This is a genomic window from Butyrivibrio sp. AE2032 (assembly GCF_000702965.1).
In genome coordinates this window covers 1,747,623-1,763,565 of the sequence record NZ_JNLF01000005.1, presented here as the reverse complement: position 1 = coordinate 1,763,565, position 15,943 = coordinate 1,747,623, and the positions used below count along the sequence as shown (strand labels likewise).

Here is a 15,943-nt window from a genome sequence, read left to right as displayed (position 1 = left end):
TCACTCAGAACACGAATGCCGTGATCACTTCAAAGAAGAAGCCGTAAAGAGCGCCCAGCAGGAGTACAAGATCGACCGCTCCGTCAAGTTCTGCCCTGTAAAGGAAGAAGAGCACGATCGCCAGCGCAACATCGACTCCGATCAGTATGAACATGAATCTCTTCACGCTGAGGTAACTCCGCATTTTACTGTCGCTTACCCTTGGTCCCTCGAGCTGCTCTTCTGTCATGCCGTTGAGTATTTCGATGTATTCGTCGTAAGTGTATTTCTTGCCGTAGAAATAGTCCTTGTCCGCGTCTTCGAATTTGAGGTTTCCCAGAGGAAAATCCTCAATGGTGTAGCTGCCGCTTAATACCGTACAGTTGTTGCCTGCAGGGGCCCATGCATAGACTGTCGTTTTCGCGAAATGCATCAGTGACGTCTTCGGGTCCGATGCGTCCAGACTCATCGCCGCTTCCGACAGGTACCAGTCATCCGTATGGTCGTTTACGGTTTGCGCCTGATAACGGAAGAAATACTCCCCTTCAAGATACTTGTCGTAAGACTGGCGCATCACGATAAAATAGTCCGACACTGCAAATATCAGACTCATAATAATGACAATGATATAGCTGATCCTTTTCATATTTTTCTCCAACCCGTATCATATACAGCAGAAAAGGTTTGCCATATATCATATCCATCTGCATCAGGCTCACTGAGCATGGCATAAAGAAATCTAAAGCCCACGGGTATTTCACCCTTGTTATACAATCCTTTGAAATAAAGTGGAGGAAGAATGTTCGGGCGTGACGTATTCTTCATTAACTGGTACAAATTTACATGAATAAAATAGTCTCCCATTCCACGTCCGGAATCAACAAGCCATGTTAATGATACGTTGTATTCCTCAATGATGTTTTTCCAGCAATTATCCTGGTGATCCAGGAGAATAAAAAGAAGCGTATCGCTGCCGTTTGAAAGAGAAAGACGGAGTAAAACAACATTAGCGCCAAGGATCGTGTGTTCTGATTCGTTTTGCAAATCGTTAGAATGTAAAAGAATACATTCTTCAAATTCTTCAGCACTTGTTTTGAGAAATAATCCTTGATCAGGCATCTCCATTTCATCTTTGGCATAAAAGTCCTCTATCCTTTGTTTCAATATCGACAGCCAGTAGTAATCGTGCTGCGCTGCGGGAATGATCCATATCATGTCCTTCCCTTCAACACCGGCTTTTTGGGCAAAAAGATTGCATATGCCGCTATACCATGTTATGGCAGGCATAAACGCCGTATGACAGTCCTTCATCTGCCAGGCTTCTAGAACAGCTTGATAATCCTGCGTTTCATCCTTCAATACACATTGCAAACTGTTCAAAAAATCATTTAGCATTTCTAATCCTCCTTGCGTTCGCTTCGAGGTTTGCTTATAAAATGTATATGCATCATCAATACCACCATCTTGTCGATTGTCAATAAGATCGGCAACATGCGCTATATTGCCTTTATCGGAATCAGCTTATTCTTCTCATCTAAGGGAATTACAACCGATGACATACATAACACAGCCCCTTCCCCTGTTTCTTCCGGAAGCGAATCCAAAATTAAAAAATTCTTTAAAGCTTTTTTTCCGGGATCTGCACTCATCTTTATCTCGACCGGATAAATCTTTCCGTTTTCAATGATCATCAGATCAATTTCTTTACCATTATTATCCCTGTAATATGTCAATCTGCTCCTGACATCTATTCCGTTATTTGCATAACCCTTAATAATCTCGGAGACAACATAGTTTTCAAACATCGCCCCGGCCATTGCTGATAATTCCAATGCTCTTGCATTATTCCACATACTTAGATAACAAGCGAGTCCCGTGTCCATAAAATACATTTTGGGACGTTTAATGATCCTCTTAATCGTGTTTCCTGAATAAGGATGAACCAATACCACTATTCCGGAAGTAACCAAAATGGAAAGCCAGTTATCTGCCGTTTTTCGGTCAATCTCTACATCTTTGGCTATATCGGCCAGATTTACCTCCTGGCTTGTTCTGGCCGCCACGCAGGATATGAATTTTGTGAACTTGCCTTCGTCTTTTATGTTAACCAGATTCCGGATATCTCTCTCAATATAGGTCTGTACATATGAGCCGTAATAATCTTCCGCATCCAGCTCCGGATCGCATAAAAGCTGAGGCATACTACCGCGTAATATTCTTTCGAAGATATCAGATATATTGTCATCCGATACAGTATCCTTCACATTTGCAGGCAGAAACGGAATGTTTTCCCTGCCCTCGGTCTCCGCTCTGGACAATGAAAACATCGACAGTATTCCGACCCTTCCGGTCAAAGATTCACTGACGTTTTTCATCATATGAAACATTTGGGAACCAGTAAGGTAAAAGCTGCCGTTTTGCCGGTTTTCATCCACCTTGATTTTTATAAAGGGCAATAGTTCCGGCGCATATTGGATTTCATCGATTATTACCGGTGCGCTATATTGCTGAAGAAACAGTTCCGGGTCTTCTTTTGCCAGCTGACGTATCCTGGGATGATCCAAGGTGACATATTGAATGTCCTTTTTTCCTTCCGCAATCTTCTTAAGCAGTGTTGTTTTTCCAACCTGTCTTGCTCCCGATACCAGAACAACAGGAAAATGATCTGCCATGTATTTAACTCTTTTTTCCAAATGCCTGTAAATATACATAAGGCTCTCCTTATACATTTCAGGATTTCAATTCCTTTTTTGTATAATAATGTTCTGTTGAGTTTAAGTCAATAAGATAATGACGTTGCCATACAACGCTGCTTTCAATGTGTATGTTAAAACCTTATGGTCATAATACTGATATGGAGAGCTTTACTGCCGTCTCAACAATTGTTTTTATCTGCCAAAAGCTACATTTTCATTTTTCAATTACCTGATCGGTCATGGTAAATTTCATCACTATAATCGATAAGCGTTATAAGCCTCATCTTCGTAAGTATGATCAGTATCATATCCGTTTCTGACTTGTCGCCGAAAATCTTTTCAATAACATTTGTGATCTCATCTTCATTATATGCCGAAATAGTTTTCGAATTGATCCTTCTATGGTACTTGTTTCTTGCCAGAAGATTCGGAATAAAGTTTATTATCAGCAAAACAATGAGCAGAACAGCAAAAACAATATTGATCTTAGCTTCCAGATCTAACAGATCTTTGAATTTGATAGCGCATAAAGAGATGATAATTATAGATATCACATCTTTCCATTCGATCAATGCTGACAGGATCGTTTTAAAGAAATCCACTATCTTTTCTTTCCGGCTGTTAACTATGGTAAGTTTGTAACCAAATATCTCGCTGTTTTCCATGCTTTCAGATGCACCCATTCTCCGGATGGAGATCTGCTCAAAACTGTCACTGCAATATCTCTCACCTAAAACATTAAAATGCAACCACAGGGCATGTGTCGATTCTTTGCCATGATAGCCGGACATGCATGTGAAACCATAGTATTTCCAATAAGGAGAATTATCCGACAGACCGAGTTCTGCTATTGCTTCTCGTGTAAGTTCACCGCCAAAATAGAACGGATCATTACCGTATGAAATCGTGGGAATATCTTCCTGTACAGATGACTTATAATAACTGACTTTCTTATCATATATCTCACTGCCGCCATTAACTGAACAAAACAGGTGACCCGGATCAGACATTATACGTGCTCTTTTTGTGTATACACAGATGTCTTCTCTTGTAATTACATTGCCTGACACATTCACATTATGAATATTCCAGGAATTATTCAAATAATCATTTAAAGCTTTGATCTCAGCTGAAAAGGGATTATGCCCGGCATCTGTCATGTCGTCATAAAACTTCGTTTGTGCCTGAACCTCCATAAGATCAAAATAACGATTGATCTCTTCGTAAGTTGCCTTTCCTGTTTTAATCTGCATAAAGGGATGGTTCAGCAAGACTTCCGTTCCGCCAGCAGCATTCTCAAAATTGAACGCATACATCGTCATATATGAGGTCCTGCCCATTTCAAACTGGAGCTTGTAAATATCCTGATTTCCTATTTTAGGTTCTTCGTATAAGACCTTGCATAAGCGCGGTATTACTCCGGAATAAATAGCAGGACTGAAACACACAAGATCCTTATTGTCATCATGTCTGTAAAGCTCACCAAACAGCTTCTTCTCACTATGTCCCCTGTCATCGAAAACTGTTATTTCCGTATCAGCATATCTGTTGATCAGTTCGTCACTTATCCTGCCACGGACATAATACTTGTTGTCTTTTTGAGTAAAGATGATATTAGGATGATTCTTCAGGCTCTCAATTAATTCATCCTGTCCGTCCGCAGAAAATATATATCCGAAGGCCAAACTGCTTGCGATCAAACATCTTGTAAGAAATGCTTCCTGGTACTGGATAAAACTATACTTCTTACTATATGAAGTTCTTTGATCATATTCATCTATATCGATGCAAAACCAATTTCTGTTCTTTTGAAGAAACCTGGCAAAAGCATCTTTGTTCACAAAAGGAGAATCCTTACCAAGCATTTCATCTCTGATATCATTAAAACTGACAGATGCCTGCATTCCGAATGAACATTTGCTATTGGCTGACAAAGATGGAGCCCTGCCATTTTCCAGTTTTATCGCGTTTTCAAAAGAACCGACAATATTGAGAGGTTTATTAACATGCGGACGAAAGAAATGAATATAATTCCGGGCATATTGTTTCTCTTTACTATAGCTTTCGATAAATGCATTAACAGCTTTTATCTGTTCTCCAAAACCACTTTGCATAACGCTCACTCCAGCCTCGTATTTCAAACCTTCTCTGCAGAATAAGTATTGTTCTTTATACTCTTCTCAGACTTGAGGATTCATTCCAAAATTACCAAACGCATCCAAAATCGCCTTTTCTTTTTGCGGGGTGCAATTTGGCCTGCGCGGATTCTCAGTTCTTGGGAGATTATGATTAACTCTTTCGATCATCCCGTATTTGCGTTTAACTTGTGCAATATTCAAACTCGTTACATTTAACCCGGTCTTATCTTTTACATGCTTTTTAATCTCACCATACGAGGTTTTCCCATGAGCAGCAAAAAGATCCATATCCTCTACAGACATCTCCACACGCAGCTTTCCTGCAGATATATCGATTCCCTTGGAAAGAAGGACTACCGTCTCAACGTGACTTGCATTCGGGAACAGATCCACGGGCGTGACTTCCAGGATCCTGTATTCTCTCGTAAGCATCTTAAGGTCCCTTGCAAGCGTCGCGGGATCGCACGAGATGTAGCAGACAGAAGGAGCTGCGAGCTCGAGGATCTTCTTTACTACTCCGATATCAAGCCCCTTCCTGGGCGGATCGACGATCACACAGTCCGGCGGCATTATCTTTCCGTTTTTCACGAGCGCACTGAAATCGGTCTTGAGCACATCCCTGCATATGAATTCGCATTCGGACGCTTCCTCTGAAGACAGCGCCAGCGAACGGTTGATCTTTGCCGACTGCACCGCTTCGGGAACGACTTCGATGCCGAAGAGCTTCTGCCCTTCCTTCTTCACGGCAAGTCCCAAAGTGCCGCATCCGCAGTAAAGGTCGTATATGACTTCAGCGCCGCCGCAGGCCTCAGATGCCTTGGCCGCAAGCTTTTCGGCCTGCTCCGTATTGACCTGGAAGAACGATCCGGCCTTTATCCTGAATGTCCTTCCGGCGAAAACTTCGTCGTAGTGATCGACACCTTCTATCACTGTCCTGATGCCGGATCTCGTTCTTTTCGAAGCCTTGTTCGGGCTGATCCTGAAAAGCAGTCCCTTGAGCTCAAAACCGTCAGCTTCGCACACGTGCCTGACCGACTCATAAAGGTCCGTCGAGGCCATATAATTCTTAGCATCCCTTATGACGACTTCATGCGGTGCATCGGACGAACTGACGAGCTCTGCCAGGATCTGTTTTGTCCTCAGTGACCCTCTTAACACGAGCCCGTCGAAAAGCCTTGTCGGGGCGCGCCCGAAAACAGCTTCCGCGGCATCCTTTATCTTCCCGAAGATCTCATATTCTATGAGGTTTCCGTCGTAATCACCGAGCGCATCGGACTTGCCGCACAAAAGCCCGATCCTACAGTCCCTGACCGCATACTGCATGTGGTTGCGGTATCTGAAAGGGCTCTTTGCGCCTTCTATCGGCTTGAAGACCTCATCCAGAAGGTCATCTCCAAACCCTCCGATCCTCGTAAGGCACTCTCTTACGCGCGTTTCCTTGAACCTGAGCTGCGCATCGTATGAAAGACCGGCGAAAGGAAGTCCTCCGCTCACCTCGTCTGCAGATCTGAATGGCAATATCCTGTCAGGGGAAGACGATATCAGTTCACTTGCTTCACAAAGAGCGTACTTGGACGTCTCTTCCGTAACCTCGCAAAGACAGGTCTCGCCCGGAAACACTCCGGCGATGAAACAGGTCTTGCCGGAAGGAAGGCGGCCTATGCCCTGTCCCTCGCTCCCTAATGACGTTACCGCAACTTCAATAAGCCCCAATGCCTTAGTCCTCTCCGCCTTTGCCACATATTTATAATCTAATTATATGCGAAGTCGTGGTAGAATATGGAGAAATTATTTTGAAGGAGACGATCTACTTGCCTCAGAGCGGTGACAAAAGACAGAGATCAACGAGACCCGTTGCGCCTGAGAACAGCGCTCTTGCCGACGAACTCAGGAGCCAGCTCAAGGGTAAACCCACCAAGTGCGGCTTCAACCGCAGCTGGACACACGAAGCGGCAAGTTTTATCGGCGATATATTGAGGATCGCCATCGTCGCCGTCTTATGCCTCTGCTTCACATTGGGCGGATTCGGCGCGGGAATGCTCCTGGGCTATGCATCCACCACCAAGCCTCTTTCGATCGGCGACCTCACTTCGGCAGAAGAATCCCAGACATCTTTCGTATATGACAGCGAGAACAATGTCCTCGCCAAGCTCACCGGCTCCGAGAACGTGGACAGGATCTACGTCTCTTACAGCGCGATCAAGAACACATACATCGATGACGCCATAATAGCGATCGAGGATGAGCGTTTCCGCGAGCACTCCGGCATCGACATCAAGCGTATCGGAAGCGCGCTCCTTTCCGCCCTCGCAAACGGCGGTTCGGCAACACACGGCGGCTCCACGATCACACAGCAGACAGTAAAACTCATAAGCGGCCAGGACGAACACTCCACTTCCCGTAAGGTACAGGAGTGGTTCTCCGCCATGTCGCTCGAGCAGAACCTCACCAAGGACGAGATACTCGAGCTCTATATCAACCTCGCGCCCATGGGCAACAACTATGTCGGCGTACAGGCTGCCGCAATGAACTATTTCGGCAAGGATGCATCGGAACTCACACTCCCCGAGTGCGCGCTGATCGCAGGCCTTCCGAAGAGCCCTTCTTACTACAATCCCTTAAGGGAATCCGGCAGAAGGAACGCTCAGCGAAGGATGAGGACCATCCTCGGCAAGATGTACGAACTCGGCATGATCACCGAGGACGAGTACAAGGACGCGCTCAACACGGAACTCGAATTCCGTCAGAGGAGCACGGACCGCAACGCGACAGTCAACTCCTACTTCACAGAGTATGCGATCTCCGAAGTCATCGGTGACATCGCAGAGGCAAGAGGCATCTCCAGAAGCCTCGCGTCTTCCCTTGTCTACAACAGGGGCTATCACATCTACACCACGCTTGAGCCCGGAACGCAGGCGATCCTTGATGAAGCCTTTAAACAGCGGGACCTTTTCCAGGCCGACCCCGACAAGATAGCGGACTACCCCGAAAAGCCGAACGCTTCGATGGTCGTTATAAACAACAGCACCGGAGCGATCGCCGCGATGGCGGGAGGCTATGGCGAGAAGACCATGAACCTGTCGCTCAACCGTGCGGTATCGACCCACCGTAACCCGGGTTCCTCCATAAAGCCGCTGCTCGAGTACGCTCCGGCTTTCGAGCTTGGCATAATCGCTCCTTCGACGATCGTAATGGACGAACCCAAACACCTCGACCCCCAGCGCCCCAATACGGACTGGCCGGTCAACTACACACGTTCCTATCTCGGTGCCGTCACAATCAGGACCGCGCTCGTCAATTCGCTCAACACGATAGCCGCAGAGCTCTGGACCAACGTCGGCGGCGAGACCGCTCTCTGGTACCTCAAGCAGGTCGGCATCGACAGGACTTCCGAAGGCGCTTATCCTTCACAGTCCGTAGGCGGTTTCACGAACGGCATGTCCACTCTTGAGATGGCAGCCGCATACCATACTTTCGCTACGGGCGGCACATACACCGAGCCTTACGCTTACACTCAGGTCCTGGACTCTGAGGGCAACGTCATCTGCCGTCCTGACCCCATCAGCTATCAGGTATATTCAGCTGAGACATGTTTCTTCATCGGCGATATCCTCAAGGGCGTCGTCACCAACTCCACGCCTTCCAACTATGGCGGCCAGATCGAAAACGCTGACGGCGACCACATCGACACCGCAGGAAAGACCGGTACGACATCGGACAACGTCGACAGATGGTTCTGCGGCTTCACGCCTTACTATTCGGCAGCCGTCTGGTACGGTTACGACAACAGGCTCAGGCAGACCAACATCCCTTCGTGCGACTACACAGGCGCCGTCAGGATCTGGATGTACTGCATGAACCGCATCCACGAGAATCTTCCGGGCGCGACATTCACAAAGCCCGACACGATAATCACTGCTTCAGTATGCTCTTCAGGCTACTACCCCACAGACGCATGCCGCGAGCAGGGCAAGATCTACACGGACTACTTCGTCGCAGGCAGCTATCTCTGCCCGAGAGACGATAAACCGTGTCCGTTCCACACCACGCCCACACCTACTCCGATCCCGACTCCCGATCCCAACCAGCAGCAGGGCGGCCAGGGTGGCCAGGGCGGTCAGGGCAACAATCCGGGAGGCGGCCCCGGACCCAATCCGCCGGGCTGATACTTCGGATATCCGGCCGATCTTCAGCGAAATACGCACGGACATTAACTCTTCCTTGCATTTTCAGGCTCAAGAGTTTATTCTTGTTTGCGTTGAATTTATATAAATAAGAAGGAGAATCACTTTGGGCAAATACAGCGGATCACGCAACCCGGTCAACTTTGCGAAAAGGATCGTAGTCAAGGTCGGCACTTCGACCCTCACATACGATAACGGAAAGATGAACCTGGGCAACATCGACAGGCTCTGCCGTTCGATCTCAGACCTCATGAACCGCGGCAAGGAAGTTCTCCTTGTAAGCTCCGGCGCCATCGGTGTCGGCATCGGCTATCTCGATCTCAAGGAGCGCCCCACCACTACACGTGAAAAGCAGGCGATCGCTTCCGTAGGACAGTGCGAGCTCATGAACGCATATGCCAGAAGCTTCTCCGAATATTCATACCGCTGCGGCCAGATCCTCCTCACCAAGGACGGCATCACAGACAAGCTCACAAGAGCCAACGTTACAAACACGATCGAGACACTGCTCGAAATGCGCATAATCCCGGTAATCAACGAAAACGACTCCGTTTCCACGACGGAGATCATGCACAACGGCACCTTCGGCGACAACGACACCCTTTCTGCTGACGTTGCCGTCCTTGCAAACGCCGACCTCCTCGTTATCCTTTCCGACGTTGACGGTCTCTACGATGCCAACCCTCGCGAAAACCCTGACGCGGAGCGTATCTCCTATGTCGACAAAGTCACACCCGAGATGCTCGACTTCACGGCCGGCAAGGGTTCCTGGCTCGGCACGGGCGGAATGGCCACCAAGATAACCGCCATGAGCAAAGTTACCGAGAACGGCATCATGGGCGTTATCGCAGACGGCGCAGGCATCCAGGTCCTCGAAAAGATCGTCGATCAGGACGACGTCGGCACATTCTTCGCCGCCCAGTAAAACCCTTATAAATACTGCATTTAACAATGTTAAAGCCGTCTCCGGACGGCTTTTTGTTTTCTGTAGCACCCGGTTCGCCATGGACCGTCAAGAGTCCGGGCCAAATGGCCCCGCAAAGCGCTCTTGACCGCCCTGCTCACGGGTGCTGTGCGGTGTTCAAGAGGCGGTGCCCGCCTCCTGCATCAAAGATGCCAGATAAAACAGGTATCTCTCAGTCCCTATCTGACTGTCGGAAAATCATGTTCAAGTTGTCGGGAATCTTGTCGGTTACTGTCGGGTTTTGTCTGATTTCATGGTTTTTATACGACAAATATTGTAGACGTTTGGAGCTACCCGTCGATTTTGTCTTAAAATCCAAGAAGATAGTTATAGTTCTTAAAAAACGGCCGTTTTGTCGTTTCCGGGCGACAATGTGCGACAAGTAACCGACAGGAAAACACTAAAACTTCCATACAAAAACTTACAAGACCGACACAATATTACGCAAACCAGCAGGGAATACTACAAATAAACGACAAAAGACCCTAAAAAACCGACACGCAGATAGCATCCGGAAACAGGGTATTTCGGGCGGTTTTAAAGCTTCAGCCTCTCATACGTATATCTTTTAAAAACAGGCATTCTTGATGCAAGGAGGAGCAGGTGCAAAAAACGGGCCGCACCGTGAAGTGCAGCCCGCTGAATCATTCGATTTTCCGGGTAACTTAAGCGCTGGCCTTTACAGTGTTCCAGAGCTCGGTGTATCTTTCCTCGAGAGCGTCGGATGTGTAATAGACTTCGAGGGAGTTGAAAACTGCCTCATCCGGATAGTAGTAGATGTTGCCGGATACTTCGGGATCGAGCATGTCCTTGGCAGCCGTGTTGGGCGTCGAGTAACCTACATATTCGCAGTTCTCGAGGGCGATGTCGGGATCGTACATGAAGTTGATGAAGTCCATTGCGCCGTCGTAGTTCTTGCAGTTTGTGGGAACGCACATCATGTCTACGGACCAGTTGGATCCTTCAGGAAGTACAAACTGGAGATCGATGTCGTCATTGCCGAGCTCCTCGACTCTTTCGAGCATAACGATGTGGTCGCCGGACCATGCGATGGATGCTGCGAGCTCGCCTGCTGCCATCTTGTCCTTGAGGTTGTCTACGCCGTATGCGGGATGGAGAGCGCTCTTCTGAGCAACGAGAAGATCCAATGCCTGCTGGAGCTCTGCATCGTTCATCGAGTTGATGGAATAGCCGTAGTAGTTGAGGGCTGTTCCGATGGACTCACGCATCGAATCGTACATGCCGATCGAAAGGCCGCTGTCAGTATTGAAGAGGACATCCCAGATTACTGCCGGGTCAGTCGTGCCTTCAGGGAGCTCGACCTTGTTTGCGTCATAGACGAGACCTACCGTGCAGTACAGGTAAGGAACGGCATAGTCGAGGACCTGGCTTGAAACCTCTGCGTTGTCGGTATATGTTACGTCGCGGAACATGGGATCCATGTACTTCTTGACGTCGGGAAGCTTATCCCAGTCGAGGGGCTGGATCCAGTCTTCCTCGATAAGACGGCATACCATGTATTCGGAAGGGATGATTACGTCGTATCCGTTTTCGAGATTGGGGTACATTGTCTCGTTTGTCTCGAATGTTCTGTAAACGACGTCGTACTGGGGATACTTTGCCTCGAACTTAGCGATCGTATCCTCTGCGATGTACTCGCCCCAGTTGTAGATGACGAGCTGCTGCTTCTTGGAACATCCGCAGGGCAGGATCATGGAAGCTGCCATCATGAGTGCCGTAACAGAAGCGGTGACTTTCCTTACGTTCTTGTTCATTTCTTTACTCTCCTTTTATATGCTCATTTAGCTTTCTATTTCTTAAGGGTCCCGAAACCCTTTGCGTACTTCTCAGCCCTTCTTTGAGGGTTTTGCCTTCTTGAAAGACGACAGGTTGGATAAGACCATGAGTACCAGGACAGCGCCGAACATCAGAGTCGTGAGCGCGTTCATCTTGGGGTTAACACCGAGCTTGGCCATGGAGTAGATCATCATGGGCAGTGTCTGGATCGAGCTGTCCACGTTGAAGTTGCTGATAAGGTAGTCGTCGATCGAGAGCGTGAAAGTCAGGAGCGCCGAAGACAGGATGCCGGGCATGATCTCCGGTATTATGACGAGTCTCAGCGTCTGGAATCTCGTAGCGCCCAGATCCATCGCAGCTTCGGTAAGGCTCTTGTCGAGCTGGCGGATCTTCGGGCTTATCGACAATATCGCGAAAGGAACGCAGAGAGCAATGTGCGACATGATCAGCGTGAACTCGCTCTTCTGAACGCCCAGGAACGAGAACAGGAGCATGAACGAGATACCCGTAACGAGGTCGGGCATGACGTTCGGAACGTATGTCATCGTCATGGCGAGGTTCTGAAGCTTCTTGCCGAGATAAGCCAAACCCAGAGAGCTTATTACGCCGAACGCGGTCGATGCAACGGCGGCGATGGAAGCTACTTTAAGCGTCTCCAGAAGAGACTCGAGGATGCCGCTTCCGTCGGAACCCTTAAACAGGCTCTTGTAGTTGTCTAAAGTGAAGCCGCCCCAGATGAATGACTTGGGAAGCTTGTTAAACGAGTAGATTATCAGTATCGCGATCGGCAGATAGATGAATATCAGGAGCAGCGCGAGGTAGATATCGGGAATGAGTCTTTTCGCTATCCTCATAATGCCATACCTCCTCCGGCTTCTTTATCCTGGCCTCTCAGGATTCCCATCGTGATGAGAACGAATATAAGCAGGAGCAGCGACAGAACGTTGCCCGCCTGGTTGTAGGTGGTGCTCTCGTTCAGGATGAAGTTCTGCACCGTGTTGCCGATCGTTGTTTTCGAGCCCTCGTTAAGGATGTCGGGGATCATGTAGAAGGTCAGGGACGGCATGAATACCATCTGGATGCCCGAGATGACGCCCGGCAGGGACAGAGGGAATGTGACCTTGAAGAATGTCTGCGCCCTTGTGGCGCCGAGGTCGTATGCCGCCTCCGAGAGACTGTCATCGAGCTTAACGAGGACGGAATAGAGGGGCAGGATCATGAACGGCAGGAAGTCGTTCGTCATGACGAGTTTTGTGATGATGTCCGCCAGCACCTCATTCTTGAGGAAGAGGATCGGGGCATCGATGACGCCGATCTGCTGCAGTATCGTGTTGCAGACGCCGGTCTCGCTGAAGAATGCACGCCAGGCGTAAGTCCTGAGCATCGTGTTCATCCACATCGGGAGGACGAAGAGCATCAGGAGCCTTGAACCGCTCTGTCTCTTGATCTTGGATCTTCTTGCAAGGATATAGCTTGCGGGATAGCCCAGCAAAAGGCAGCCGATCGTAGTCCAGAGAGCATAGTCGAAGCTTCTTAAGAAGATCGAGAAATACTCCTGAAGAGTTACTTCGGCGCCGTAGAATCTCGTGGTTACAGTCTTGTTCTGGAACAGGACGTTGAAGCCTGCCGTCGTGAACTCGTATCCGCCGCCTGCGGCCTTCTTGAAGAAAGCGCGGAAGAGGATGAGTATCAACGGCAGTATCGTGAAGATGACGATCCATGCAAGATAAGGATATGCAAAGATCTTGTAGTTCATCTTGAGGTTCAGAGCTCCGTAAAGGCATGCGGCCACACCAATGAAGAGCACGATCACCAGGAGGTTTCCGGCGAAAGACTGTGCGACATAGAGCCTTTGGGGTGTAAGGTTGTTGCTCGAGATCATCTCTTCAGAGACCATCTTTGAGAGCGTGACGACATGAGCGACCGCGCGTCCGACAAAGAGCACGAGAACGCTTAAATATCCGATCTTTCTCTTCTTGCTTGAATTGTAGTAGAAGGGATAAGAAATGGACAGAGTAAGAGCTGCGACAGCAAGGACTATCGTAATGACGAAGGCCCATGCCGCAAAGCTCTGGAAATTCAGGTTAACGGAACCGCTCCTGATCCTGGTGAAGACCCTGGGGTTCAGAAGGAGCGTGAAAAGCGAGTAGGTGCGGTAAGGCACATACTGCACGAACAGCTCGAACATCGGAATAAAGATGCTGATAAAAGAATAGAGTGCCGCGAAGATCATGACGAACGCATGAACCGGCATAACCTTTATCCTGGCTTTGAGTTCAGTCATTTATCTTCTTTCTCAACCTCCGCGTCCTCGTCCTCATCGGGCTTTACGTCTGCTTCTTCAACAACGTTCTCGCCGATGCTGTTTGCTTTGGCTTCCTTTGACTCGGCACTCTCCCCTGCTCCGGGATGCTTGATGCCGAAGCTTCCGAATTCGGGAGAGAGCTCTGATCTTCTCATTATCTGGATATCGTCGGGGTCGACATAGAGACCGACACGGCTTCCGACAACGGACGGATCGACGTTCTGAACGAGCCACTCGATGCCGTCGTCGGATCTTACGATCATCTCATAGTGAACGCCCTTGAATACGAGTGATTCGACCGTACCGTTGATCCTGCCCTCAGCCTCTTCTGCAACGTAGAAGTCCTCAGGTCTGATGACGACGTCAACGAGATTTGCGATGCCTTCTGTAAACTCCGGGAACAACGGGTCGACACACTCGAAGGTGATGCCGCTCGAGAGAACGACTTCCCTGTCCTTCTTCATGGTGCCGGCAACGATGTTGGATTCGCCGATAAAGTCAGCAACATATGCGTTCTTGGGTTCGTTGTAGATGTCGATAGGAGTGCCGATCTGCTGGATGACGCCGTCCTTCATAACGATGATGGTGTCGGACATCGTGAGGGCCTCTTCCTGGTCGTGCGTTACGTAGACGAAAGTGATGCCGAGTTCCTTCTGCATCTCCTTAAGCTCGATCTGCATCTCCTTGCGCATCTTGAGGTCCAGAGCTCCCAGAGGCTCGTCCAGAAGGAGGATCCTCGGGCGGTTAACGATGGCTCTGGCTATTGCGACTCTCTGCATCTGGCCGCCCGAGAGCTGGTCGATGTATCTCTCGCCGTAATCTGCAAGACCTACAGTCTCCAGTGCCTTGTTGACTCTCTGCTCGATCTCGGCCTTCGGCACTTTCTTGATCTTAAGGCCGAATGCAACGTTATTGAAAACGTTGAGGTGCGGGAACAGCGCATATCTCTGGAATACCGTGTTGATGTTGCGCTTGTTTGCGGGAACGCTCTTCAAGTCCTTACCTTCGAAGTTAACGATGCCTGAATCGGCCGTCTCAAAGCCGGCGATGATGCGGAGCGTCGTGGACTTGCCGCAGCCGGAAGGTCCGAGGAGCGTGATGAATTCGTTATTTCTTATATAGAAGGTTATATCCTTTAATACCTTTGTGCCGTCGAAGCTCTTGCACAGATTCTTGATCTCTATGATGTGCTCGCTGCCTGTGCTGTCTTCCAGGATCTGGTTGTATGCCATTTATCGTTCCCCTCTTATAGTGATATGAATTTAATAGTTTTTCAGAAGCTCGGCGGTGAAGATATCCATATCGCCTTAGCCGGACGGCCTGTAGTGTTTTCGAGAAAGTGAGGTTTATCGCACGCGATGTAGAAGCTCTCTCCCTTTTTGGCCTGATATCTGTCGTTGTCTATTACCACCGTTATCACGCCTTCAAGCACATATCCGACTTCCTCGCCTTCGTGCGGATTGTCCGGATATGTCGAACCGCCGGGTTCGATCGTGACGAGGATCGGCTCCATCTCGTTCTTCTGGGCGTTCGGGATGAGCCAGCAGATCTCGTTCTTTAAGTCGTGATCCTGCTTTACCGAGAAATCGTCCTTGCCGTAGACGACCCTGCTGCCTGATTCTTCCTTGAAGAAGTGTGCGAAATCCGTTCCTAGAGCATTCAGGATGTCCTCAAGAGTTGCCATCGAAGGCGACGTCTTGTCACTCTCGAGAAGAGAGATAAAGCCCTTGGAAAGCTCGCATCTGTCGGCGAGTTCCTCCTGGGTGAGACCCTTTTGCAGTCTGAGATTTTTAATCTTTGATCCGATCTCCATAATTTTGCCTGTCCTAAACCGTAAGTTTAATAAAACTAAACTGATAACGTGCGTGATTATACACTCT

General features: G+C 48.7%; 12 protein-coding genes. 2 read left to right on the top strand and 10 right to left on the bottom strand.

Annotated elements, in window-relative coordinates; genetic code table 11:
• Positions 1-4 precede the first annotated feature (4 nt).
• The 5 genes from BO18_RS25410 to rlmD form a co-directional block, all read right to left on the bottom strand.
• Positions 5-625 carry a hypothetical protein gene (locus tag BO18_RS25410; RefSeq protein ID WP_034450478.1) on the bottom strand — a complete coding sequence of 207 codons (621 nt, stop codon included), beginning with the start codon at positions 623-625 and terminating at the stop codon, positions 5-7.
• The gene (locus BO18_RS25405) at positions 622-1,374 is read right to left on the bottom strand and encodes a hypothetical protein (protein ID WP_034450475.1); all 753 of its coding nucleotides are present in this window, start codon (positions 1,372-1,374) and stop codon (positions 622-624) included. The genes BO18_RS25410 and BO18_RS25405 overlap by 4 nt, the downstream gene beginning before the upstream one ends.
• Positions 1,375-1,475: 101 nt before the next feature.
• Entirely contained in the window at positions 1,476-2,690 is a 1,215-nt protein-coding gene (locus BO18_RS25400; protein ID WP_034450473.1) for an ATP-binding protein, read from the bottom strand.
• 206 nt (positions 2,691-2,896) lie between these two features.
• Positions 2,897-4,789: a hypothetical protein gene (locus BO18_RS25395; protein ID WP_034450471.1), complete on the bottom strand. Its 1,893-nt coding sequence runs from the start codon at positions 4,787-4,789 to the stop codon at positions 2,897-2,899.
• 66 nt (positions 4,790-4,855) lie between these two features.
• On the bottom strand, positions 4,856-6,553 hold the full coding sequence (gene rlmD, locus BO18_RS25390; RefSeq protein ID WP_081861246.1) for a 23S rRNA (uracil(1939)-C(5))-methyltransferase RlmD: 1,698 nt from the start codon (positions 6,551-6,553) through the stop codon (positions 4,856-4,858).
• 53 nt (positions 6,554-6,606) lie between these two features.
• On the opposite strand from rlmD, the gene BO18_RS25385 reads away from it, so the two are divergent.
• Positions 6,607-8,979 (top strand): transglycosylase domain-containing protein, encoded by a 2,373-nt coding sequence (locus tag BO18_RS25385; RefSeq protein WP_051689150.1) that lies wholly within the window; start codon positions 6,607-6,609, stop codon positions 8,977-8,979.
• Between the two features lie 124 nt (positions 8,980-9,103).
• A complete protein-coding gene (gene proB, locus BO18_RS25380; RefSeq protein ID WP_034450467.1) occupies positions 9,104-9,922 on the top strand; it encodes a glutamate 5-kinase in 819 nt (272 codons plus the stop codon).
• Between the two features lie 704 nt (positions 9,923-10,626).
• Here proB and BO18_RS25375 read toward each other — a convergent pair.
• From BO18_RS25375 to BO18_RS25355, 5 genes are all read right to left on the bottom strand, one after another.
• Positions 10,627-11,736 (bottom strand): ABC transporter substrate-binding protein, encoded by a 1,110-nt coding sequence (locus BO18_RS25375; RefSeq protein ID WP_051689149.1) that lies wholly within the window; start codon positions 11,734-11,736, stop codon positions 10,627-10,629.
• Between the two features lie 72 nt (positions 11,737-11,808).
• The gene (locus tag BO18_RS25370; protein WP_034450465.1) at positions 11,809-12,612 is read right to left on the bottom strand and encodes an ABC transporter permease; all 804 of its coding nucleotides are present in this window, start codon (positions 12,610-12,612) and stop codon (positions 11,809-11,811) included.
• Positions 12,609-14,042, bottom strand: coding sequence for an ABC transporter permease (locus tag BO18_RS34530; RefSeq protein ID WP_051689148.1), 1,434 nt, complete (start codon positions 14,040-14,042; stop codon positions 12,609-12,611). Before BO18_RS34530 ends, BO18_RS25370 begins: the two co-directional genes overlap by 4 nt.
• Positions 14,039-15,295, bottom strand: coding sequence for an ABC transporter ATP-binding protein (locus BO18_RS25360; RefSeq protein WP_066738455.1), 1,257 nt, complete (start codon positions 15,293-15,295; stop codon positions 14,039-14,041). The genes BO18_RS34530 and BO18_RS25360 overlap by 4 nt, the downstream gene beginning before the upstream one ends.
• Positions 15,296-15,336: 41 nt before the next feature.
• The gene (locus tag BO18_RS25355) at positions 15,337-15,876 is read right to left on the bottom strand and encodes a cupin domain-containing protein (RefSeq protein WP_034450463.1); all 540 of its coding nucleotides are present in this window, start codon (positions 15,874-15,876) and stop codon (positions 15,337-15,339) included.
• Positions 15,877-15,943 lie beyond the last annotated feature (67 nt).